This is a genomic window from Stenotrophomonas nitritireducens (assembly GCF_001700965.1).
In the GTDB taxonomy this organism is placed as follows: domain Bacteria; phylum Pseudomonadota; class Gammaproteobacteria; order Xanthomonadales; family Xanthomonadaceae; genus Stenotrophomonas; species Stenotrophomonas nitritireducens_A.
In genome coordinates this window covers 2,930,513-2,952,662 of the sequence record NZ_CP016756.1, presented here as the reverse complement: position 1 = coordinate 2,952,662, position 22,150 = coordinate 2,930,513, and the positions used below count along the sequence as shown (strand labels likewise).

20 protein-coding genes and 1 pseudogene are annotated in these 22,150 nt (G+C 61.5%); 9 read left to right on the top strand and 12 right to left on the bottom strand.

The features are described 5' to 3' along the window. Positions 1-107 precede the first annotated feature (107 nt). On the top strand, positions 108-287 hold the full coding sequence (locus BCV67_RS12460; protein ID WP_057630613.1) for a CsbD family protein: 180 nt from the start codon (positions 108-110) through the stop codon (positions 285-287). 129 nt (positions 288-416) lie between these two features. On the opposite strand, the gene BCV67_RS12455 is transcribed toward BCV67_RS12460, so the two are convergent. From BCV67_RS12455 to BCV67_RS12445, 3 genes are all read right to left on the bottom strand, one after another. Then, entirely contained in the window at positions 417-725 is a 309-nt protein-coding gene (locus BCV67_RS12455; RefSeq protein WP_062171811.1) for a DUF3817 domain-containing protein, read from the bottom strand. A 78-nt stretch (positions 726-803) separates the two neighbouring features. After that, positions 804-1,736, bottom strand: coding sequence for a CorA family divalent cation transporter (locus BCV67_RS12450; protein WP_065868118.1), 933 nt, complete (start codon positions 1,734-1,736; stop codon positions 804-806). A gap of 69 nt (positions 1,737-1,805) precedes the next feature. Then, positions 1,806-2,132: a hypothetical protein gene (locus BCV67_RS12445; RefSeq protein WP_062169552.1), complete on the bottom strand. Its 327-nt coding sequence runs from the start codon at positions 2,130-2,132 to the stop codon at positions 1,806-1,808. A gap of 105 nt (positions 2,133-2,237) precedes the next feature. Here BCV67_RS12445 and BCV67_RS20355 point away from each other — a divergent pair, with 105 nt between their 5' ends. Continuing rightward, entirely contained in the window at positions 2,238-2,519 is a 282-nt protein-coding gene (locus BCV67_RS20355; RefSeq protein WP_062169554.1) for a hypothetical protein, read from the top strand. Positions 2,520-2,547: 28 nt separating this feature from the next. Here BCV67_RS20355 and BCV67_RS12435 read toward each other — a convergent pair whose 3' ends face one another. Then, positions 2,548-3,153, bottom strand: coding sequence for a hypothetical protein (locus BCV67_RS12435; protein WP_062169557.1), 606 nt, complete (start codon positions 3,151-3,153; stop codon positions 2,548-2,550). 142 nt (positions 3,154-3,295) lie between these two features. On the opposite strand from BCV67_RS12435, the gene BCV67_RS12430 reads away from it, so the two are divergent. The 3 genes from BCV67_RS12430 (at position 3,296) to BCV67_RS12420 (ending at position 9,938) form a co-directional block, all read left to right on the top strand. After that, positions 3,296-4,441, top strand: a complete 1,146-nt coding sequence (locus BCV67_RS12430; RefSeq protein WP_062169559.1) for a hypothetical protein — start codon at positions 3,296-3,298, stop codon at positions 4,439-4,441. Between the two features lie 642 nt (positions 4,442-5,083). Continuing rightward, positions 5,084-8,098 carry a TonB-dependent receptor domain-containing protein gene (locus BCV67_RS12425; RefSeq protein ID WP_062169561.1) on the top strand — a complete coding sequence of 1,005 codons (3,015 nt, stop codon included), beginning with the start codon at positions 5,084-5,086 and terminating at the stop codon, positions 8,096-8,098. A 208-nt stretch (positions 8,099-8,306) separates the two neighbouring features. Beyond that, positions 8,307-9,938 carry an alkaline phosphatase D family protein gene (locus tag BCV67_RS12420; protein ID WP_062169563.1) on the top strand — a complete coding sequence of 544 codons (1,632 nt, stop codon included), beginning with the start codon at positions 8,307-8,309 and terminating at the stop codon, positions 9,936-9,938. Between the two features lie 134 nt (positions 9,939-10,072). Here BCV67_RS12420 and BCV67_RS19605 read toward each other — a convergent pair. After that, positions 10,073-10,252, bottom strand: a pseudogene (locus tag BCV67_RS19605) (HupB); the annotation flags it as partial. Positions 10,253-10,487: 235 nt separating this feature from the next. Between BCV67_RS19605 and BCV67_RS19600 the strand changes: the two are divergent. Then, positions 10,488-10,853: a BON domain-containing protein gene (locus BCV67_RS19600; protein WP_082746621.1), complete on the top strand. Its 366-nt coding sequence runs from the start codon at positions 10,488-10,490 to the stop codon at positions 10,851-10,853. 230 nt (positions 10,854-11,083) lie between these two features. Here BCV67_RS19600 and BCV67_RS12415 read toward each other — a convergent pair whose 3' ends face one another. The 7 genes from BCV67_RS12415 to BCV67_RS12385 all read right to left on the bottom strand — a co-directional run bounded on the left by BCV67_RS12415 (position 11,084) and on the right by BCV67_RS12385 (position 18,565). Next, the gene (locus BCV67_RS12415) at positions 11,084-11,284 is read right to left on the bottom strand and encodes a hypothetical protein (protein ID WP_062169565.1); all 201 of its coding nucleotides are present in this window, start codon (positions 11,282-11,284) and stop codon (positions 11,084-11,086) included. A 122-nt stretch (positions 11,285-11,406) separates the two neighbouring features. After that, positions 11,407-13,350, bottom strand: coding sequence for a hypothetical protein (locus tag BCV67_RS12410; RefSeq protein WP_065868116.1), 1,944 nt, complete (start codon positions 13,348-13,350; stop codon positions 11,407-11,409). Positions 13,351-13,524: 174 nt separating this feature from the next. After that, positions 13,525-13,860, bottom strand: coding sequence for a hypothetical protein (locus BCV67_RS12405; RefSeq protein WP_197430023.1), 336 nt, complete (start codon positions 13,858-13,860; stop codon positions 13,525-13,527). 268 nt (positions 13,861-14,128) lie between these two features. Continuing rightward, on the bottom strand, positions 14,129-15,220 hold the full coding sequence (locus tag BCV67_RS12400) for a DNA glycosylase AlkZ-like family protein (RefSeq protein WP_062169571.1): 1,092 nt from the start codon (positions 15,218-15,220) through the stop codon (positions 14,129-14,131). A 116-nt stretch (positions 15,221-15,336) separates the two neighbouring features. Beyond that, positions 15,337-15,849: a hypothetical protein gene (locus BCV67_RS20145; protein WP_156455874.1), complete on the bottom strand. Its 513-nt coding sequence runs from the start codon at positions 15,847-15,849 to the stop codon at positions 15,337-15,339. A gap of 201 nt (positions 15,850-16,050) precedes the next feature. After that, positions 16,051-17,004 (bottom strand): hypothetical protein, encoded by a 954-nt coding sequence (locus BCV67_RS12390; RefSeq protein ID WP_062169575.1) that lies wholly within the window; start codon positions 17,002-17,004, stop codon positions 16,051-16,053. Between the two features lie 367 nt (positions 17,005-17,371). Beyond that, complete coding sequence (locus tag BCV67_RS12385; protein WP_065868115.1) at positions 17,372-18,565, bottom strand: GGDEF domain-containing protein; 1,194 nt, start codon at positions 18,563-18,565, stop codon at positions 17,372-17,374. 548 nt (positions 18,566-19,113) lie between these two features. On the opposite strand from BCV67_RS12385, the gene dcm reads away from it, so the two are divergent. The 3 genes from dcm to BCV67_RS12375 are packed head-to-tail and all read left to right on the top strand — an operon-like array spanning position 19,114 to position 22,064. Next, a complete protein-coding gene (dcm, locus tag BCV67_RS12380; RefSeq protein ID WP_062169579.1) occupies positions 19,114-20,364 on the top strand; it encodes a DNA (cytosine-5-)-methyltransferase in 1,251 nt (416 codons plus the stop codon). Positions 20,365-20,366: 2 nt separating this feature from the next. After that, positions 20,367-20,795, top strand: a complete 429-nt coding sequence (locus BCV67_RS19595) for a very short patch repair endonuclease (protein WP_082746622.1) — start codon at positions 20,367-20,369, stop codon at positions 20,793-20,795. 24 nt (positions 20,796-20,819) lie between these two features. After that, positions 20,820-22,064: a type II restriction endonuclease gene (locus tag BCV67_RS12375; RefSeq protein WP_062169581.1), complete on the top strand. Its 1,245-nt coding sequence runs from the start codon at positions 20,820-20,822 to the stop codon at positions 22,062-22,064. Positions 22,065-22,150: the final 86 nt, after the last annotated feature.

Sequence of the window (22,150 nt, the reverse complement as noted above, 5' to 3'; positions counted from 1 at the left end):
TCCGCGCGCCCACAACACCATCGCAACATCGCCCTCACCCGCAGCAAACCCGGGGTTGCGCAGGCTCGAGGCGTCTGCAGCAACGCAGACGTTTCCGGAGACCGTTCGTGGACCGCAATCGCGTTGAAGGCACCAAACACGAAATCAAGGGTGCCATCAAGGAAGCTGCTGGAAAGATGACCGGCAATAAAACCCAGCAGATGGCCGGCAACATGGAAAAAAATGCTGGAAAGGCGCAGAAAGCAATGGGCAAGGCAGCTGACGAGGTAAAGCATCGACATTCATGACGACAGCAACACCGCGCAAGAACTGCTTCCGTAACTGACCAGCCGGAGCCCGTACTACCCAGCGTCACCTTGCAGCATCAATGGCGTGGCCGTGTGGAAGCCGGCCGCGCCATTGTCTGTAGTACACACTCAGGCGCTGCGCGCGGACAGCAGGCCGATGCGGCGGAACCACATTTCCAGCGGTACGGTCACCAGCGGTGGCACCGCCGCCAGCAGGGCCAGCAATATCGCCCACAGCGGCCAACGCAGCTTCACCCAGGCGTACAGGCTGACCGCGACGTAGAACAGGAACGCCGCCCCGTGCAGGCGGCCGAACAACCACACCACCAGCTCGGTGGTGCCGGTGCCGTATTTGAGCAGCATGCCGATCAGCAGACCGGCCCAGGTAACGCCTTCAATCAGTGCAGCGGCGGCAAACAACTTGCCGGCGGGGGTCATGGGTTTGGCAGACATCGATTCCATCAGGCATTCAGAACAGCGCCGATTGTAGGCGACATCGCCCTGCTGCCGGCAGGCTCAGATCCAGCCGCGCCGCTTGAACCACAGCAATGGCAGCACGATGCTCAGTCCCACCGCAGCCAGCGCTATTGCGTAGCCATAATGCCAATGCAGTTCCGGCATCGAGGCGAAATTCATGCCCCACACGCCGACCAGCACGGTCGGCGGAATACCGACCACCGAGGCCACCGCCATTACTTTCATCACCTCGTTCTGGTCCATGTTGATCAGGCCCAGCACGCTGTCGAGCAGGAATTCGTTGCGGTCGCCCAGTTGCTGCTCGAATTCACTCAAGGAGGTCAGGTCCTTGATCACCAGCTTGATGCGCTTTGGCGCCTCAGCGCCAAACCAGTCGGGGGTGGCTTCATCCAGGTAGTTCATCATCCGCAGCATGCCGTGCAGGGTGTTGTGCAGTGCGCCGATGCGCCGGCCCATCATGCCCACCTCGTGCAGCATCTGCTCCAGCCGCCGCGTTGCCCGCTTGCCCTTGGGATGGTTGAACGCCTGCCGGGAGAACTCGCTCATCGTGCTTTCCAGCGACTCCAGCAGATCGGCCAGGCGGTCGACGATATGTTCGATCATGCGCAGGAACAGATCGGCCGAGCCCTGGCAGGGGTGCTTGGCCAGTTCGGCCTCTACGCCTTCCAGCGCATCGATGCGGTGCTCGCGCTGCACCACCAGTGCATTGGGCTCCACCACGAACCCGAGCGGCCCGACCATATGCTCAACTTCGTATTGGAAACGCGGCAGGTTCAGCACCAGCGCCTCGCCTTCCACGCGCACCCGGCTGCTGAACTCGATCTCGCTGATACCGGCGCGGTCGGGAATGCGGAAACCCACCTGCCGCGACGCCTGGTCCAGTTCCTCCGGAGTCGGTTGGCACAGGTCCACCCACAGCGAGGCGGGCGCCGTGCCGCCAGCGGCGGTGGCAAGGGTGCGGCACTGGAGCATGGTGCTATTCCATTACGGGACTGGCGCCATCGTCGTCGCCACGCCACGCCGAGTAAAGCCATCTGGCGCTCAGTCCTGCTGCTGCGCCGCATACCAGTCAGCATAGGGCGTGTTTCTGGCCAGGTGCCGATTGAAATCTGGCGCTCCATCCTGCCACCACACCGGTCCACGCTCGCCCAGGGACTGTTTGGCCGCGTCGACGGCCGCGCCGGCCTGCGCCAGGCGCTCGCGGTCACCGCTGCGGCGCGCGATGCCCACCTCACGGCGCGCCGCCATCAACGCCTTTACCAGCGTGCTGCGGTCCTGCTCGGGCAGGCCAGGATTGCTGGCCCGCCACAACCGCCCACGCACCACCAGATAGCGGCCGTCGGGGGTTCGTAATGGTGCTTGCGGCATCGGCGGCTCCGGTGAACAGGCCACGCCAGTATCCCACCGCCGCACGGTTGCAAAGCGCGCCTGCCTTCACGCAAGCTCGTGCTTCCTTCAACCAGTAGTCCAGCCATGCAAGACAATATCATCCAGATCATCCCCGCCGACGGCTGGGTAGCCGTGTTCGAAGAAGCCGGCGACGAAAGCGCCCAGAGCCTGGTGTGCTTCGCGGTAGTGGAAGAAGCCGGCAAACGTGCCGTGCGCCCGATGCTGGCCAACGGCAAGCAGATCGGCTTTGCCGACACCCTGCCCAACTTCGTCCGCGTCGAAGAAGCCGACGCCTTTGAAGAAGAGGATGAGGAAGAAGACGAAGACGAGGAAGAAGAAGAAGAAGACGAGGAAGAAGAGGCCTGAGCCCTTCTCCCCTGCCTGGCAGCCGAGATCAGGTCGGCTGCCCGCCAGCTTCCGGGCCCTGCCCGGGCTGGTCCGCCGGCACGCCGCAGTGCTTGCCGGCAGGCTGTACCGGCAGGCGCAGCAGCGTACCGTCAGCGGCAACCTGATTGACCTTCAGCGTGCACACGCCGCCGGAAAAGTCGACGTCCAGCGCCACTTCGTAATCCTTGCCCGCCTCCGGGGTGAAGACCGAGCTGATCAGGCGATCACATCGCCAGCCGGTTGGCGAGCCCATACCGGCCTCCACCACCACAGGCTGCCCGGGTACCAGCGGGTATTCCTTGAAATAGGCCTTGGACAGGATCATGCCGCGCTGCTTCAGGCCACGGCTGGTATCGGTCTCGGCAATGCCCAGGCTCTCATTCTTCACCTTGCCAAGCATCGATCCGAAGGCGCTGCCCAGTGAGCCGGACGCGCGGATCTTCTGCGCATATTCCGCCGTGCAGGTGGTGTTGGTATAGAGCACCATGCCGACGCCGTTCTGGCCAAACAAGCGCAGCCGTGATACCGGGGCCTCGTCGCTGGGCGACTGTGCGTTGGCTTGGCCAGCCACCAGCAACAACAAAACACCGGCAACTTTCCGTTTGAATTGCACTGCATCTCTCCTTGAAGCGCGACTTCCGTTGCGGCATTGAAACACACGTCGCCGAAATTGCGTAAGCCTGCACGCCGCTGTCATGCCGACGTCACCTTCGGCAGCCAGGTTAGATGGTTGGTCCGGCAATCACCCCAACAACATGAAACGTTCCCTGCTTCAGATCCTTCTGGCTACGTGCATCGCTGCCAGCGGCGCTGCCAACGCTGCCGCGCCCGCGCAGCTGCCCGTGCAGCAACACGGCGGCAGCTGGGCCTCCGGCCATGTACAAGGCATCGCGGTCGATCTGCAGGGCGGCTATATCTATTACTCCTTCACCAACCTGCTGGCCCGCTACGATCTGCAAGGCCGTCTGATCGGCACGCTGGAAGGTTGGACCGGCCATCTTGGTGATCTGGATTTCAATCCCGACGATGGCAAGGTGTACGGATCGCTGGAGTACAAGAAGGACCAGGCGTTCTACATCGCGATGATCGATGTGCAGCGCATCAACCGGGTCGGCATCCAGGCCGCTGACAGCGACATCCTGCGCACGGTCTATTTGCCGGAAGTGGTGAGCGACTACACCGCCGACATCAATGGTGATGGCCGCTTTGACGGCGACGATGGCAAGTACCGCGGCAATGAGACCGCCTCGCCCGATCACCGCTATGGTTGTTCCGGCATTGATGGCGTCGCCTTTGGCCCGCGCTTTGGCCACACCGATGGCCCGCAGCTGCTGACCGTTGCCTATGGCATCTATGGAAATACCGAGCGCAGCAACAATGATCACCAGGTACTGCTGCAATACGACACCGGCGACTGGCAGACACAGGCAAAACCGCTGATAGAGGCGGCACCGCATCACAGCGGCCCGCGCGAGCTGGAAGGCAAGTACTTCGTGCGCACCGGCAATACCAGCTATGGCGTGCAGAACCTGAGCTATGACGCCTCGCAACAGCGCTGGTTCATGGGCGTCTACCAGGGCAGGAAGCCGACGTTCCCGAATTATCTGCTGTTCGCCGTGGATGCAGCCGCAACGCCGCGGCAGGGCGATCTGATTGGCGTGCCCGGCAACAGCCAAAACCGTTGGGAACAAGGCCTGCTGCTGCCGCTGGCCGATGCCGGATTGAAAGACCCAGCCACCGGCATCCGCGGCTGGAACCAGAAAGCCGACGTCGGCCTGCAGGCCGTAGGCGATGGCTTGTTCTACCTGGCCACCAACTTCAAGCGTGATGGCAAACAAGGCGCAGACCTGCAGCTGATGCGCTGGACTGGCGAGCCTGAGCAGCCGTTTGTTGCGCCATGACGCGTCCCCGAGGAATCTCCCGCATGTGGGAGCGGTGTAGGCCGCGAAGCTGATAGCAACAAGCAACCTTGAAGCTGCCCAATCATATGGAAGTTCTGTTGTTGCAGATTTCAACGGCAATGCGTGTCCCGGACAATAGTGGCTTCGCGGCTTACGCCGCTCCTACAACAGCCGTTGTTGTCGCGAATCCCCTGCTTTTGTAGGAGCGGCGTCAGCCGCGAAGCTGACACATCTGCAGAACTCAGTACGAACGCACTTCAGCTAATTAACTCAATGCCCGAAGCGGCTGCTTTCTGGCAGCTCTAGCTTCGCGGCTTACGCCGCTACCACAAAGACAATGGCCCGCGGCCCGGCGGGTTGATGGCCTCGGCGCTGAAACCTGCATGTGCGCCAGCGCACACATCTTCACTCCCACACGCGATCAGAAATTCTCAGATACACAAGCCTCGCGCGCGACAAATGCCAGCCCCGCTGGCGCCCCGCACCACTCCGCAGCCAGAGCAAAGCAAAAGCAGTTTCACTAGCGACAGTATCCATGGCTCAAACGTAAAGGTTCTGTAATTGTCCGGACGTAAGGTGGCGCCGCTTGCACGGCGTAGCCCCAGCTGTGTGCGGTACTCCCACACTCTCCGGAACAGATCCATGCTCGAAGTAAAGAAGTCGGCGCTGGTCAGCGCCATCCTGGCAGCGCTTTGCGTTTCACCCGACCTGTTGGCGCAACAAGTCACAGACGGCAGCAGCCAGACCATTGGCAGCGGCAGCCTGCGTGGCCGCGTGCTCAACACTGCCACCGGCGAGTACGTCCGCAACGCCGAGGTGCGTATTGAAGGCAGCCGCAATGTCAGCTACTCGCAGGAAGGCGGACACTTCCAGTTGACCGGCATTCCCGCCGGCGATGTCACCGTGCAGGTGAAATACACCGGCCTGCAGGAAGCAAGACTCAGCGCTTCGATTGATGCCGGCAAGACCACCAGCGTCGAAGTCGCCTTGAAGGCGCCGTCCTATACCGCCGGTGGCGGCGATGCAACCGACCTGGATGCGATCAAGGTCACCGCTTCGCGCGACGGCCAGGCCAGCGCGATCATGGAGCGGCGCGCGGCGATGAACGCAAAGAACGTGGTGGCTGCCGACAATTATGGCGCGCTGACCATGGGCGATGTCGGTGAGTTCATGAAGTCGATGCCGGGCCTGTCGCTGGATTACACCGAGGTGGATGCCACCGCGGTGCGCATTGGCGGCCTGGACCCGAAGTACTCCACCTTCACCACCGATGGCGCGCGCATGGCCACGGCCACCTCGAACAATAATTCGGGCCGGCAGAACTCGTTCGAGCAGATGTCGATCACCGGCATCGAATCGATCGAGCTCAACAACACGTTGACCGCGGCGATGGATGCCGATTCGCCCGGTGGCAACATCAACCTGCGCAGCAAGTACGCGTTCCAGCGCACCAAGCGCGACATCGTGTTCCAGCTTGGAGCGGTGGGCACCTCCGATTCCAACTGGTCGGGCAAGTATTTTCCGGATGACAAGAAGCACGACACCATCTACCCATCCGGCCAGTTCGGCTTCGGCGACGTGTTCATGGACGGGCGCTTCGGCGTGGAGTTCAACGCCAGCTACAACGCCAACTATGTGCAGCAGGACCGCATCCAGACCGACTACGCCTATAAGGCTGATGGCAGCGCCATGCCCTACCGGGTGATGTGGCGCCCGGGCCCGAAGATGACCAGCCGCACCGCCGCCAACCTGAGCCTGGATTACCAGATCACCGATGAGCTGGTGGCGTCCCTGCGCAGCACCTACTCGATGTACGACGTGGAGTACTTCAACCAGTACACCTATCTGATCTTCGGCACCACCAGCAAGTCCGAAGCCGCGCCGGGTTCCACCCCCAACCACATCGTGGTCAATCCCAACGGCACCAATACCCGCCTGCACACCCAGTACTCGCACCGCTATGCCGGCACGCCGGCCTACCTGATCGCGCCCAAGCTGGAGTACAAGGGCGAGGACTGGGAAGCAGTGCTGCGCGGTAGTTATTCCGGTGCCGAGTTCAATTTCCGCGACACCAGCAAGGGCTTCTTCCAGCGCACCGACAGCTGGTTGACCGGCATCGGCTTCACCCTGGATCGCCCCTCGGAGAGCTCGCACGAATGGAACCTCGCCCAGACCGGCGGGCGCCCGTGGGGCGACCCAAGCAACTTCAACCGTGATGCCGAGATCGGCTACAACGTGCGCAGCGCGGAGTCCGATGCACTCAACGACCAGTATGGCGTCAACCTCGACCTGAAGCGCCACCTCAGCTTCAACGACACGCCGGTGACGCTGATGGGTGGCCTGGGCACGCGCCGCAATGACTGGCGCACCAATGAAGGCTCGTACCAGCAATACAAATATGTAGGCCCCAACGGCAGTCAGACCGATCCGGGTGCGAGCGTGCCGTGGACCAATAATTACGACTTCGAGATCATCGGTACCGGTGCCGGCAACATGAACCAGCAGGGTTGGCGCGCCGACAGCAACTACGCGATGTACGACATCTTCCAGGAACACCCGGAATACTTCGTGCCGGATGTGGTGGGAAACCTCAAGCGCCGGCTGGACAACAACAAGCGTATCCAGGAAGAAGTGGATGCGGCCTATATCGAAGCCGAAACCCGCCTGGGCGATGCCCGCTTCGACCTCGGCCTGCGTTATGAGAAGACCCGTACCGCCGCCCGCGTGGCCGACGTGCGCCCGGTCAGCGAGGTCACTGCCGCCGGCCTGAACGTCAATACCGTCGAAGGCCTGATGTACCAGTACAACAACGGCCGCTACACCACCCGCAAGGGCGAGTACGACGACTTCTTCCTCAGCGGCGGGGTCAAATACGACTTCACCGACAAGCTGGTTGGCCAGCTATCTTTCAGCCAGTCGATCCTGCGCCCGGACTACGGCAACCTCGGCGGCGTGGTGGCAGTCAACGACGACACCATGATCGTCAGCGTGCCCAACGCCCAGCTCAAGCCCGAGCATTCCACCAAGTACTACGCCAGCCTGCAGTACTACTTGGAGCCGTCGGGCCTGCTGGGCCTGTCGTACTACAAGCTGGATATGCAGGACATGCAGGTCACCGGCATCACCGTCAATCCGGAAGACGTCGGCTTCAACCCGAACGACTACGAGGGCTATACCTTCCGCAGCGCACAGAACGCACCGGGTACCAGCACCAACGAGGGCGTGGTGCTGGAATACAACCAGCAGATGACTTTCCTGCCCGGCGCCTGGAAGGGCCTGAGCGTGTATGGCTCACTGACCCAGGTGAACCCGGACGGCCCGCGCCAGAACATTCCCAAGCAAGCGGCCAACTGGGGCATCCGCTACAACTACGGCCGCTTTGATTTCCAGATCAACGGCAACTACCAGTCCGAGCACCGCGTCAGCGCGCTGAGCAATACGCCCACCACCGCCAACAACGGCATCCTCTACCGCGATGCACGTGAGCTGTGGAACATCAGCGCCAGCTACAAGCTCACCGACAACATCGACGTAATGCTGGCCGGCCGCAACATCTTCAACGAACCGGAAGTGATCTATTCCAACATCCCCAGCCGCGTGCAGATGTACACGGTATACGGCTCGATGTGGAACTTCGGCATCCGCGGCCGCTTCTGAGGCGCGAACTGGCAAGGGCACAACGCCCCGAAAGAAGAAGGCTTGCTGCCCTCTCCCGCTTGCGGGAGAGGGCAGCTTGCAAAGCGCAGGTTCGCTGCGCAACGAACGCTCTTGCATCAATGCAAGGGCCGGAGTGCGAAGCGGGAAGGCCGTCGCGCCCAACAATCCATCTTGCTTCACCCGCCACCAGCAACCCAAAGAGCCCGCAATGACCACCAACATCGACCGCCGCCGTCTGATCATTGGCGCCAGCCTCGGGCTGGGCGCGCTGCTGCTTCCGCTCGGCCGCGCCTTCGCCGCGCAGATCCAGGCGGCCAAGGGCTTTACCCACAACGTCGCCAGCGGCGAACCCGGCCCCAATTCGATGCTGCTATGGACCCGCTACGTGCCCGCCGGCGACACCGACGAGACCACCCTGCAGGCGGAGATCGCCAGCGACCGCGCGTTCCGCAATGTGGTTGCAGCCGCCAGCGTACGCACCGGCAGCTACCGCGACTGGACCGCCAAGCTCACCCTGGCCGGCCTGCAGCCCGGCATCACCTACTGGTACCGCTTCATCGCCGCCGACGGCAGCCACTCCCCCACCGGCCGCACCCGCACCCTGCCGATAGGCGACGTGGCCCGTTTCAGGCTGGGCCTGTTCTCCTGCGCCAACCTGCCGATGGGCTGGTTCAACGCCTACGCGCATGCCGCGCAACGCGAGGACATGGACCTGTGGCTGCATGTGGGCGACTACCTCTACGAGTACGGCATCGGCGCGTACAAGGCACAGGACCGCATCGCCGAGCGCGAGGTGATGCCGGCTCACGAACACGAAATGATCTCGCTGCTGGACTACCGCATGCGCCTGGCCTGCTACCGCGCCGACGCCGACCTGCAGGCCCTGCACCAGAATGCGGCGATGGTGGCGTTGTGGGACGACCATGAAAGCGCCAACGACAGCTGGGAAGGTGGCGCGCAGAATCACCAGCCCGCCAGTGAAGGCGACTGGAATACCCGCAAGGCCGCCGCAATGCAGGCCTATCGCGAATGGATGCCGGTATCCGATGAACCGTGGAAGGCCTACCCGATCGGCAACCTCGGCACCTTGTACCGTACCGAATCCCGCCTGCTGGGCCGCACCCAACCCGCCGATATCGGCAGCGCCTACAAGGCCGGCACCGATGCCGCCCTGGAAGCCTTCCGCGATGGGCCGTGGCAGGATCCCTCGGCAACCATGCTCGGCCTGGAACAGGAAACCTGGCTCCATGACGCATTGAAAGCCAACGCCGCGCGCAATCAGTGGCAGCTGGTTGGCATGGGCACCATCCTCGGCCGCACCGTGATGCCAGCCGAAACGCTGGGCATGCTGCGCAGTGACGCCAGTGAGCGCAGCGTGCAGGCCTTCAAGAACAACGTGCATGGCGCACGGCTTGGGCTGCCGATGTGGATGGACCGCTGGGATGGCTATCCGGCTGCCCGGGCGCGCCTGTTGCAGGCAGCGCAAAGTGCCGATGCCAATCTGGTGATGCTGTCCGGTGACAGCCACAACGCCTGGGCGTACTCGCTGCAACACGAGGGCAGGCCTGCGGGCGTGGAGTTCGCTGTTCAGGCTGTCACTTCCGGCGGTATCGAAGGCAGCCTCGCCGCCGCACCGGATGCCGTTGCGCGCGCCTTCATGGCCAGCAACCCGGAACTGAGCTGGTGCGACACCTCGCAGCGCGGCTACGCCATGATCGATATCACACCGGCAAGCATCAGCGGCGAATGGGTGTTCATGCAGAGCATCAAGACACGTAGCATCGCAACCGCAGGCAGCCACCGGATGAGTGCAGAGAAGGACAGGAAAGCCTTCAGCTAAAGAGCTCACCTTTGTGGGAGCGGCGTAAGCCGCGAAGCCACTGCACGTTCAGATCACCAGCTTCGCGGCTTATTCAGATCGCCAGCTTCGCGGCTTACGCCGCTCCCACAACCACAAACAGACACTAATTAGTGCTTGTTAGAAGCTCGCCCCGAACCAGACTTCTTGCCACCACCATCCTGCTTGTTCACTGTCGCCCAGGCGATACGTTCCGCGTCTTCCTTCGAGCGCCCTTCCTTGCGTTCGCTCTGCTCGATATGTTCGGCCTGGCGCTTCTGCTTGTCTGTATATGCACTTCTATCACCGCGTGTCATCAGCTGGCTCCGCTTTGGATGTGGCGATGACACTAGGCCGGATCGCGTAAGCGTCGCGTGCGGGTGCGCTGAAAATTCCGAAAGACAGGCAATTCTTCAGCGGGCATTTCCCTGGCTGAATACCGGGTGTTCGCATGCTGCTAACAACAAGGACGCGGTTGGCTAACCCCTGCCTTGCTAGGCTCGCAACGGGTCGAGGAAAACCCGGCCCCTGTCCACCCAGAGGAGCATCGCGATGAAACGCCTGCACCTGCGAAGTGCTTTGTTGATTGCAGCCGCCCTTCCCACCTGCACTCCCGTGGCCACCGCCACTGCCCTGCCCGCGCAGGAGGCGCCTCCAGCCGTCGATAGCGGCGACCGCGCTGCCGAGCAACCAGGAAGTGACGCCTGGATAAGCCGCGAAGTGAAAGCAAGGTTGCTGCGTGTGCGGGATACGCCGGGCATGGAGATCCACGTGCAGACGCGTGGCGGGATGGTGTCACTGAGCGGCCAGGTCGGCAGCCAGAGCGAGGCCGACCGCATGAGCGCCGCAGCCGCCGCCGTGGATGGCGTGATCAGCGTCGACGATAGCGGCCTGGTCATCGGTGAACCGGCCAATTGATTGATCCCCGCATCGACAGGCACCTGCGACACGCGAATGCGTGCCGCAGGTGCTGTAACCGGAAAGTGCCATCACCGCGTTTCGGCGCGTTTGCTCGACACTGATGAAATCGCAGCATCGCCCTGCTTTAATCAAGCGCCGTGGTTCCCACTAGGCTGCGACGACGCGAAGTCCTGATTCCAACCAGCGTCACCCGCACTTGGGCGACGCCAGCCGGTTGTGCGGTAAAGCTAGTGCTTCTTGTCCTGATCGCGCTTGCCCGCCTCGCGCTGATCGAGCATGTGCTGGTCGTGCATGTCCTTCTGATGACTGGGCTCACCACGCGAGGCCTGCCGCGAAGGATTGGCATTGCGCGCCTCTTCTGTAGCCGGACGGTTGGGGCGATTCTGCTCGCCCTTGTGCATGTTCTGATGGGTCTGCTTGCTGATCATTGCAACCTCCACAGCGGCAGCATGCCGCAACGCCAGCCTGCAACGGCCACGGTTATTGCAGCGTGGCTTTTCCGTATTGCAGCGCGCACAAAGCTGAGCAGGTGCCGCGCTGCGATACGCCGCTACAAGCCGGTGACGAAGGTAGTGCCGTCATAGCGGCCCTGGAACACGCCGATCGACTTGCCGGTCAAACGCTGCACTTCGGCATCCAGCGCGCTGTAACCGCCGTCACCGCGCTTGTAGGCATAATTGCGGCCCAGTTGCATGATCCGCGCATTGCCGGCACCAAACACCTGCCCCTGGTGATAGCCGCCAACCAGCACGGCCTGCAGATTGGCGCCGCTCTCCACGGTCAGCATCCAATTGACCGGCTCGTAGGCACTGAGCACCAGAATGGTCGGCGCATTGGAGCGGCGCACCCGTACCTGGATGGACCCGGCCTGCCGTTGTATGCCAACCCCATGAACCCCATTGGCGGCTTCGTACACACCCACCGCTTCGATACGTGCGTTTCCTGCCAACACCGCCAACGGCGCATTGGCGGAGCGCGACTGTGCAGCCGGCGCCGCTGACACCGCCTGGTTGCGCGCAGCCAGGGCCGCACGCGCCCGCTGCACCAGCAGTTGATGCTCCGGCGAAGCACCAGCAGCAGCAAGCTCGACATCGCGGAGATTGCTCTCCATCTCCGCCCATTGCTGCGTGCGGGTGGACATCGCGACACGGGCTTCCTCCTGGTACTGCGCGATCGCGCTGCTGGCTGCCTGCGCGGGCAGCAAGGGCAGCTCTTCCAACACCTGGATCTTGGTCTGGTCGATGACACCATTGCGTTGCAACGACGGGATGAAGATGAACTGCGTGGATGTCAACTTTGTTGAATCCACCTGCGCCAGCGTCTGCCGGCTCAGCGAATAAACATAGTGACGGTAGTCGAACACCGGCCCGGCGACGCGCGCGCGCAATAACAGCTCATCGCTGCGCGGCGTTGCCCATACTGCATTGATCAGCAGCGGCTGCAGCGGCAGTATCCGATGCTGCCGGTCAGCGAGCAGGAACTGCCGCAGCTGGCCCTGTGCCACCACGACGTAGCTGCCGTCCACGGCGGTTGCCAGGCCGCGATCACTGGCAACGAACTGCGTAGGCTGCTCGGACACCAATTGCACCGACCAGCCATCCTTGCCCTTCTGCAACGCAATCTCGGCCAAGCGCCGGGGCGAGAACAGCAGGTAGTGATTCGGCTTGCCTGGTACCGACAACACCTGGTCCACCGATGCCGCGTCGAGCGGAATGGGAATGCGCTTTCCTACCGTTGCATCCAGCAGGACAATCGTCGTTCGCCGCTGCGTGCCTTTCTTGGCCGGTTCACTGAAGATCGCCCCCACGCCTTCCAGCCAGTGGAAACGCCGTGGTGACACCGCGTAAGTAGTCAATACCTCACCGGTCGCCGACTCAAGCACCTCCATGCCGCCGTCAGCAGCGGCCACGGTAAGCAGGCGACCATTGGCTGACAGCGTGCCACCATCAAGCCGTCCTTCGGCCTCGCGCAGAACCTCACTGGTCTGCATGTCGATCAACCGGTACTTGCTATCCGTCTGCAGCACCACAACGCCAGCTTTAGCGGCAAACACGGGCTGCTGGAAGGTACTGTTGCTGCTGATGAAGCTGGCCGGCGGTTTGGCAAGCGCGCGCAGCGGCGGCGCGGTCAGCAACACCGCCATCCGCTGCAGCACCAGCCACTCTTCAAGGGCGGCATCACTTTCGGCAAAGCAGGTATTGCCGGCCAGGTCGTCGCGTACGCTCTCACTGCTGGCAAACAGCGAAACCTTGTAGTCCTTGCCGCACTCACGTGCACGTTGCTGCAAACGCTGCTGGTAGGCCTGTTCGAACCCGGCGACATCCTGCCCCATTGCCTTCAACTGCACTTCCAGCCGCTGCTTGCTGGCCAGCACCGCACTGCCCGGCGGTATTGCATCGTTGATACGTGTTTCATTGGACTTGCCCAGATTACCGCAGCCCGCCAGAGCGGCTGCTACGGCCAATACACCCAGCACCTTCAAGACCTGATCCATGTCGCCCCCGGTTGGATGCTCGCGCCCGCGTCCCTCGCTGGCCGGCCCGGCGATGGTAGTACGCGGCATGCGCCGGCGGAAGCGAGCGCCGCGTTGAGCCCTCCCTTTGCCGCAGGCAAGGGGAGGGTTGGGAGGGGTGCTTCAAGGCCTTTCGCTTCGCGCCCTACACCACGCCTACTGGCCAGCCTTCGCCGCGCGCCGCAGCGCAAGATTGTAAGTAGTCGCGTAAACAGCCGTAACCGACAACGGGACAACAATCGTCCGCAGGATCTCAGGCGTGCCTGCCAGCCAATGAATGCTGCTGAGCAGGCTCAAAGACGCCGCGATCGCAACCACCGGCGGCACCCAATAACCCGCACTGCCGGGCAAGCGGGCCGAAAGCGCTTCGATCATCCGCTTCAGGAACAAGGTGATCAGCGCCGACAAGGTGCCCTGCACCAGCCCTGCGATCAACGGCCGCGGCATCGGATGCGCCAGATTCGCGAACGCGGCCCAGCTGCCCATGGCCACGAAAGCCACAGCCATATGGACACCGCTGTTGCGGGCGGTTGCAGCGGTGGTTGGCGGCACGTGGGTGATCCTGGCGACAGCGCTTGTGGAGGCGATGCAGCATGCCCGATGCAGCCGCGACCGATCAACTTATCCGAGCAACATGACTTCCTGCCATCAATAGCCGCAGCCAAACGAGCTGCATGCTCCGCCCACTCCGATACAAGCAGGACAGCCGGGATGCACAAGGCCAAACCCGCCCTACCCCAGCGGCGCCAACGATTTCAGCTCAATCTTCAAGGCCCAGGAATACCCGCATCCGCGCCAGCTCTGCGTCCAGTTCGCGGACAAACGCGACATCGCGCGGCGGCCGCCCGTCGACGTACCGGAGTTCAGCATTCAATGCGCCACCGGCAACAGACAGATTGCCCCAGCCAATCACCTGATCGCCCCACAACAGCGGCAAGGCGTAATAGCCCAACTTGCGCTTGGCCGGCGGGGTATACGCCTCGAAGCGATAGGCCCAGCCCCATAACAGCTCGAAACGACGCCGGTCCCATACCACCGGGTCGAATGGCGTCAACAGCCGTACCTGCGCATCCGGCTTCCAACGGCGGCGCTCGGCGCGCTCATCGGCCGGCCACAGCCAATCCACACCATCCACCCTCACCCGCTGCAAGCGCTGACGCGCCCGCACCAGGGCCGGCTTGCGCGCATCCTTCCACTGCGGGACACCATTGCCCAGGTAGGCCACCAGCTGCCCCAGGCTGGCGTCCGGCAAGGGTGCGTACTTGGCGACAATGAGATCAATCAGTGCATCCATGCGTACGTCGATATCGAACGCAGGCACCGCCGGTGCCGCCTCATGCACCGCGTACACGCGGGTACCGCCATCACGCCGCGCCACCCGCAGCAGGCCGCGATAATGCATGCCATCCAGCAACTGCGTGCTGGCATTGGACGATCCACCAAACCAGTTGGTGGTCTTGCCATGTGCAAAGTGGGCATCCACTTCCCGCGGGTGTACCGCACCGCGCTCGGCGATGAATTCCTGCACTGCCTGCGCCTGCTTCCAGCGCGCCGGCGTCCACTCCAAGCGTGCCTGACGCGGATGCATCAGCGCGTGGTGGCTGTGCGGTAGGAAGCCATAGTTGACGAAGAAATCTTCCTCCAACGGCAAGCGCGGATAACGCCTTTCCAGATCGCCTGCGCGGTAGCCCACCACCCGCTGCCGCAGGGTCAGATCCTGCGCCCGTGCAGGTGCACGAATCGGATCGGCCTGGACAAAGCCCAGCTTCGCGATGGCTTGCATCAGCGTGGTTGGCTTGAACAGCGAGCGGGCGACGGCATAGCGCCGCAGGTGGTCGAGGGTGATGGCCATGGAGGGATGATGCCAGCAAGTGGTTGGCGTGGTAGCGAGTGACCGGGCCAGACCATTCGTTCACCCAAGGAAGCAGCCCCAACGCAATACCGTCGTTGCCCCAGGTGCGATCCAACCTACAAGCCGCATGCATCCCAGCCCCAAACGCCCCGGCGCCGGTCAAACAGCACCTGTCGAACCTCAAACCCGCCCTCACTGCGCACCACGCAGAAGTGGCCGCTATACCAACGCCTCACTGGGCTCCCGCTCTTGTCCACAATGAAGGCAGCAACTTCCGCCGAATACTGCGCGCCAGGAACTAGCGCCGGCAAGGGATTTTCTTCCGTGCCGACGTCATCCATGCAATCACCCGGTGATATCACTGGCGGCGCCACTTCATTCGGAGGATAGCTCTGCGACCAGATGGGGCGTTGAGCGCCGCCTTGGCGATGGTAGATCGTAAGGTTGGTGACTATGGATGCGGCGCGCTTCAACTCCGGCACATCATTCGCCCGCAAGCAAAGAACACCGCCTTCGTCTGAAATCACCGCTTTCTGATACCGACCTTTGGGCTGACTACCTGGAGCTGTGCCCGGCAGCATCAATAGCGCTGCCAATAGTATGAACACGCTTTTTTGCCGTTGAGTCATAGCGCAGCTTCCTTGTGCAGTTGCTCGCAGCATAGCGCTCGATGCAGCCCAAGCCGCAATCAGGGCGTGGTGAAATCACGCCCCTGTCTCGTCCCGCCAAAAAAGCAAATGCGCAGCACAGGAAGGCCCAATCCTTTCCATTCGTGCTGTTCTGGCTCCACGCTTGCTATCTGCAATTCCCCGCAAATACATGCGGCTCCATCAACGCTGCCCGGCAATCGACCTGCAGTAGTACTCGGCCAGGGCAAAGCTCAGCGGCCGCTGTTCGGTCAGGTTCCATTCCGCCGTGAGCACCTTGGCGTCTACCCGGGTCACCTGTGCCTGTACACCACGTTTTTCCAGCAGCGCCGGGAGCGCCTTGCCGAACTCGCTGCTATTGGTTTCGTCACTGGCGACGATGCATACCGGCACGCCCGGTGCGATGGGCGCCTCGGCGATCATTTCCTCCAGGTCCTCGATGCTGTCCTCATCGTTGTCCAGCTCATCGATGCCGGCGCCCTCTTCGGCGAGCCGGTACTGCAGGTTGTCCGGATCCATCAGCATCACCATCAATGATGGCGCAGGTGCCGGCTCAGCCTCGCACTTGGGCGCCATCATGCGGCTGATGACCGGTGTGGTGGTTCCGTCCGGTGCTATCCGCCGCAAGGCGATGCCGCAGCTGCCGCCTTCGAAGTCGCGGATCATGTCGCCCTCGTAGTCCACGCCGGACTCTGGAACAAAGCTGGCTTCGATACCGCGGCCGCGGTTGCAGGTCCAGCCTGAGCCATTGGCGATGTTCGCCTTGAGCATCACCGGCTGCCCCGGCACCAGCGGGTGCTCGGCGTAATACGGGCTGGCCCATAGCTTGTCGCGTGTAGCCAGATTGCGCGTGTCGGCGGTCTCGGGCATGCCGATGGTCACGTTCTCCGGCTTCTTGCGCACCATTGCCTTGAAGTAGTGCCCAATCGAACCGGACGCCTCGACCTCTTCGTCGTATTCGTCCTTGCAGCGTGCATTGGTATACATCGTGAGGCCGACGCCGTTCTGCCCGAACAGGCGGATACGCGCAGGGCGCTCGACGGTTGCTGCAGCTTCCTGCGGTGCAAGGTCTTCAACAGCGCGGGCATCCGCACACACCAGTGCCAACAGCGCCAGCGACAACAAACGAATCTGCATTTATGCGACTTCCATTTCGACAGGAATAGTGGGAGGAACCCGCCAGCCATCCCGCCCCGTTGAAGGCGCGAAGCAAATATCTGGAATCCCCGGAGCGAATTCTATAGACGGCAATTGGCAGCGTATACACAGCGCATGCAGGCGATAGAGCGCTCAAGCGCGTCAATATTTTGGCCCTTCGGGATGCACGGCCGACTGCCGGCAGGGAGCCGTCGGTCCAGCGATCCAAAATGCATATATCCGGCCGTGGATGAGCATCGCAGCCAACACTCGGCCAACTCATCTATCGCGCGCAAGGCTGGACCTAGAAAGATTTTTCCCGAGCCAAATATCGGCATCAACAAAACCGGGACAGCAACCCAAGCGGCTAGTGAACCGTATCCAGCGTAGCGTTGCGCCGACTCGGGCCCTGGTTGTGCTCCACCCGGTTGCGGCCGGTGTGCTTGCCGCGATACAGCGCCGCATCGGCCTGCTGCATGGCCTGGCCCAAGGCCGCCTCGCTGCCAAAGCTGTCTGATACACCGATGGTCACCGTGCAACGCAGCTGCGCGTAGAGCGCGCCCTGCAGCATCACCTTCTGCTCGATACTGCTGCGCACGCGCTCGGCCAGGCGCAGCACGGACGCATCATCGGCGCCCACACAGATCACCGCGAACTCCTCGCCGCCCAGCCTGCAGACCAGGTCGTCCTTGCGCACCGAGGCGCGCAGCGCGTCGGCCACCCCGCACAGCACCTCATCACCCACATGATGGCCGTAGCTGTCGTTGATGTTCTTGAAGTGATCCAGATCGACCAACAGCAGCCGAGCCGTGGTTCCCGGCCGCCGGAAGCAGGCGTCCAGCGCCGTACTCAGACCGCGACGGTTGAGCAGATGGGTCAGCGGATCGCGGGCTGCAACGGTCCGCAAGCTGTCGGTAAGGCGCCGCAGCACCAACCACACAATCGACGGCGGCAGGATGGTCGCCAGCGAACACATGTAGACGTAGAAGACCATAGAGAACCGGCCATCGTTGCTCACCGCCTCAAAGCCGCCGGACAACAGCTTGCTGAGCTTGATCACGTTCAAAACGCAGATGCCGCTGATCAGGCCGGCAAACAACAACACTTCGCCGCGCAGATCCTTGGCGAAGCTGCGCACGCCGTACAACAGCATCGCCACCATCGCGACGAAGGACACCGCGCAGACACCGGCCAACATCACATAGCGCGCCACCGGGCCGAAGGCCCAGTTCACCAGGATCTGCACCAGGCTGTAACCCACAGCCAGGCACAGCAGCGGCACCGCAAGCGGTGTCGAGCGGCCAAAGAACCGCGCCCCCCCCACGCAATACGCCAGCAGCGAGCACAGCGTGAGCGTGTGGTTGAGCATGCTCAGCCAACTCCAGCCCGGCGCCCCTTCCAGCAACTGCAGCACATAGGCGCCACCCAGCATGAGGTTGCCCACGCCAAAGACGTCCATGCCCATGTTCTCGTCCTGCAGCCGACGACTGATGAGCAGAAACATCACGGTGAAGCTCAGCAGGTAAACGCAGAGCATGCCGACTAGGAGGGTGGCGATCATTGGGTGTTCGTGGTTCTGGGATGGGTTGGCTATGACATCAGCCGATGATGGACATGTTTCAGACTTGACGTGCCGGTCAATCGTAAGAGCCGGTAGCGGCCCGTAGCCGGTTGTTTCGGCCGCTATCGTACAAAACCTTTTGGCCCGTACGGCGATTGAATTCGTGAGCTGCTGGAGCGCCATTCCGCACCGGATACCCTTTCGAGGTAGCAGCCAGGGAGAAGATGCTTCAGCCAAACAGTCTCTTTCTTCCTTCTTTCTTCCGAAGCCCATTGCCCCGCCCCTGGAGCGTCGGCCGTCGGGTCTCAACCCGCTTGCTGGCTGGTACCCGGTTTCGAGCTCAGCGCCAACACGATGAATTTTCCTGAGCAGCCAGAACCAGATGTTGAGTGCTCTTCCGTCTCAACATCTGCGACAACACGTGTTCAAAGTGGGCGCGCTGAGCACGCTGGCCCGAAGCCTTACGGATTCTGACAAATTCGCCTGATTTATTTCTTTTCCCACGGGAAGAAATTGGACATACTGTCCCCGTTGTTCCCGGAGCCTTCATGAATACGTACCAATTGATCGACCTTTCCCTCCAACGCTTCAGCCCGAAGGAGGTCGCCCAGGCACTGGGAGTCGATCCGAAGACTGTCCGCCGCTGGCAGACCCGCGAAACCGAACCAAAGCCCTACATTGCCGACGCCATCCGTCAGCGCCTCCTGCCTTTCGGCGAGCCTCCAGCAGGTGAAGGTAAATTCCGCTTCATCGATCTGTTTGCTGGCATTGGTGGCATCCGTACGGCCTTCGAGAAGCAGGGCGGCCGTTGCGTGTTCACCAGCGAGTGGGACCCTTACGCGGTAAAGACCTATCGAGCGAACTTCCATGATGGGGAGGGCCATATGTTCGCCTCCGACATCACCAAGGTCCACGAAAGTGACGTTCCCGACCACGACGTTCTGCTTGCAGGGTTCCCCTGCCAGCCGTTCTCCATTGCAGGTGTTTCGAAAAAGAACGCACTGGGCCGTCCCCATGGTTTCTCGGACAAGACGCAAGGTACGCTCTTCTTCGACGTAGCCCGCATCATTGCCGAGAAGAAGCCCCGCGCGTTCCTGCTGGAGAACGTCAAGAACCTGATGAGCCATGACAAGGGCCGCACATTCTCGACCATCATCGACGTGCTGCAGAACGAGCTTGGTTATCACGTCCACCACAGAGTGATCAACGGCAAGCACTTCGGCCCACAGCATCGCGAGCGCATCATCATCGTCGGGTTCCGCGAAGAAACTCCGTTCACCTGGGACGATCTTGATCTGCCTGACATTGGCTTCGCGCCAAAGATGGGATCAGTGATGCACCGCCAGGACGGCTCCGAGCCCGCCGACGCCCCTTACATCGGCGGTGTCAAGGGTAAGGTTCTGGACAAGTACACACTGTCCGACAAACTCTGGGAGTACCTGCAGAACTATGCGGCCAAGCATAGAGAAAAAGGCAACGGCTTCGGTTTTGGCCTTGTCACCCCCGAAACAACCTGCCGCACGCTGTCTGCCCGTTACTACAAGGATGGCTCCGAGATCCTGATCTCGCAGGGCTCGAAGAAAAATCCTCGGCGCCTGACACCGCGTGAGTGCGCGCGCCTGATGGGCTTCGATGACAACTTCCGCATTCCGGTCTCCGATACCCGTGCTTACAAGCAGTTCGGCAACTCGGTAGTGGTCCCGGTAATCAGCGAGGTTGCGCGGATCATGGTTCCCCACCTCCTGCAGGAGTCCGCTTCGGAGCCGGCAAAGCCAGCGAAGAAGAGGGCCAAGGCCTGAACTTGGTTGACAGCATTACTCCCGCACAGCGGTCCGCACAGATGTCGCGGATCCGTGGTTCGAATACCAAGCTGGAGGTCCTTGTACGCAAGGGCCTCCATGCGAGGGGATTCCGCTACCGCCTGGGTGGAGCTGGACTGCCTGGACGACCGGATATCGTGCTGCCGAAATACCGGACCGTGGTTTTTGTCCATGGATGCTTCTGGCATGGTCACGATTGCTCGTTGTACCGTCTACCCAAGACAAGACCGGAGTTCTGGCAAGCAAAGATTGATGGAAATAGAGCCCGAGACAGACGCGTCAAAAATCAGCTAAAGTCGCTGGGGTGGAAAGTAATAGAAGTATGGGAATGCACGCTCCGCGGACTGCATTCCGATGGACGAAGTAGGGCTTTAGATGAAATTGCGTCAGATGTACTGAAAGAGCACTAGTTACTGGCGCCAACAGGGGGCGGCATGAAACAAGGAAGTCTGTCTGAGTATTTCCAAGGCGTGGCTGCAAAGCGGCTTACGGAGGTGGAAGCGAACGTACTCAGATCAAATCAGCATGAGTTCAATGGCGTAAGAGCACTACGTGAAATGTTGGGAGAGCCCAACCAGCGAGTGCCGTATCCCTCAAAGATGATGTATTTGAGCGATAGCGAGCCTGAGCCCATCGTTGAGGATGCGTTACTGACTTGGTACGACGCCCGGCAGAAGGCTCGGGAGGAACGCGGAGTGATGCGAGATGAGTATCGCCTCTACTTCCCCAGCACATCGGTATCCGCAAATTTCGGCGCTGGTGATGTTCTTGTCATTGCACACTGCCAAGACGGCTCTCTTCTGCTGATTGTTGCGAAAAGCGGATCGAGCGTTGGGCAGCAGATTGAGTGGTTGTTCGGCGTGGACACCAGCGGCGTCCGTTATGTTCTCAGATCAGAGAACGATTTCGACAAGCAGCAGCTCAGTTTCGCATCCAGGGTAATTCTCGAAACTATCGGCCTAGATCCCGGGTGGCTCGACGACAGCCATTTGGATGAGATGATCAATCTCTTCGGAGAGTCCTTTCCCACGACACTTCAGTTTTCTGCGTTTAGCAGATCCAAGTGCATGAGCGTCGATACCCTCGCAGACCCAGATCATGCGCTGATGGCATGGATGGAGAAGGAGGAGCAACTATTCCGCGCTTTGGAAAACCACATTGTCTCCAAGCGCCTGAAGGAAGGATTTCTTTCTGGAGACGGTAAGCCCGACGTGGACTCGTTCATCTCCTATTCTCTTTCTGTCCAAAATCGAAGAAAGAGCCGCGTAGGTCTGACGCTTGAGAACCACCTCGAGCATATATTCAAAGCAAACCTGCTCAGGCACTCCAGGACCGCCCGTACAGAGAACCGCTCGAAGCCCGATTTTCTGTTCCCGAGTCAAAACAGCTATCTTGACCTGAGCTTTGATTCGCAACGGCTGATCATGCTGGGCGTGAAGTCGACATGTAAGGATCGGTGGAGACAAGTGCTTACTGAAGCCGACCGAGTGGAGCACAAGCATCTCCTTACACTCGAGGCCCCAATCTCTACCCATCAATTGTACGAGATGAGGGCGAAGAAGCTTGCGCTAGTCGTTCCTTCAAACCTCCACGATGCCTACCCCAAGAGCGACCGTGGGTACTTGATTTCACTCGCGCAATTCATCCAAGAGGTGCAGACGAGTCAGAACGGCCTCTGATAAATCGCGGGCTTCGCCTCGACCAAAAGATTTCATTGGGGAAACCTGCTCACCGTCCTGCCGCGTCAATCTAAAGGAATACCTAA

What these genes read in the sequence shown, in the direction of transcription:
- BCV67_RS12455 (WP_062171811.1), bottom strand. Translation starts at nt 725, where the DNA reads ATGACCCCCGCCGGCAAGTTGTTTGCCGCCGCTGCACTGATTGAAGGC.
- BCV67_RS12450 (WP_065868118.1), bottom strand. Translation starts at nt 1,736, where the DNA reads ATGCTCCAGTGCCGCACCCTTGCCACCGCCGCTGGCGGCACGGCGCCC.
- BCV67_RS12445 (WP_062169552.1), bottom strand. Translation starts at nt 2,132, where the DNA reads ATGCCGCAAGCACCATTACGAACCCCCGACGGCCGCTATCTGGTGGTG.
- BCV67_RS20355 (WP_062169554.1), top strand. Translation starts at nt 2,238, where the DNA reads ATGCAAGACAATATCATCCAGATCATCCCCGCCGACGGCTGGGTAGCC.
- BCV67_RS12430 (WP_062169559.1), top strand. Translation starts at nt 3,296, where the DNA reads ATGAAACGTTCCCTGCTTCAGATCCTTCTGGCTACGTGCATCGCTGCC.
- BCV67_RS12425 (WP_062169561.1), top strand. Translation starts at nt 5,084, where the DNA reads ATGCTCGAAGTAAAGAAGTCGGCGCTGGTCAGCGCCATCCTGGCAGCG.
- BCV67_RS12420 (WP_062169563.1), top strand. Translation starts at nt 8,307, where the DNA reads ATGACCACCAACATCGACCGCCGCCGTCTGATCATTGGCGCCAGCCTC.
- BCV67_RS19600 (WP_082746621.1), top strand. Translation starts at nt 10,488, where the DNA reads ATGAAACGCCTGCACCTGCGAAGTGCTTTGTTGATTGCAGCCGCCCTT.
- BCV67_RS12415 (WP_062169565.1), bottom strand. Translation starts at nt 11,284, where the DNA reads ATGATCAGCAAGCAGACCCATCAGAACATGCACAAGGGCGAGCAGAAT.
- BCV67_RS12410 (WP_065868116.1), bottom strand. Translation starts at nt 13,350, where the DNA reads ATGGATCAGGTCTTGAAGGTGCTGGGTGTATTGGCCGTAGCAGCCGCT.
- BCV67_RS12400 (WP_062169571.1), bottom strand. Translation starts at nt 15,220, where the DNA reads ATGGCCATCACCCTCGACCACCTGCGGCGCTATGCCGTCGCCCGCTCG.
- BCV67_RS20145 (WP_156455874.1), bottom strand. Translation starts at nt 15,849, where the DNA reads ATGACTCAACGGCAAAAAAGCGTGTTCATACTATTGGCAGCGCTATTG.
- BCV67_RS12390 (WP_062169575.1), bottom strand. Translation starts at nt 17,004, where the DNA reads ATGCAGATTCGTTTGTTGTCGCTGGCGCTGTTGGCACTGGTGTGTGCG.
- BCV67_RS12385 (WP_065868115.1), bottom strand. Translation starts at nt 18,565, where the DNA reads ATGATCGCCACCCTCCTAGTCGGCATGCTCTGCGTTTACCTGCTGAGC.
- dcm (WP_062169579.1), top strand. Translation starts at nt 19,114, where the DNA reads ATGAATACGTACCAATTGATCGACCTTTCCCTCCAACGCTTCAGCCCG.
- BCV67_RS12375 (WP_062169581.1), top strand. Translation starts at nt 20,820, where the DNA reads ATGAAACAAGGAAGTCTGTCTGAGTATTTCCAAGGCGTGGCTGCAAAG.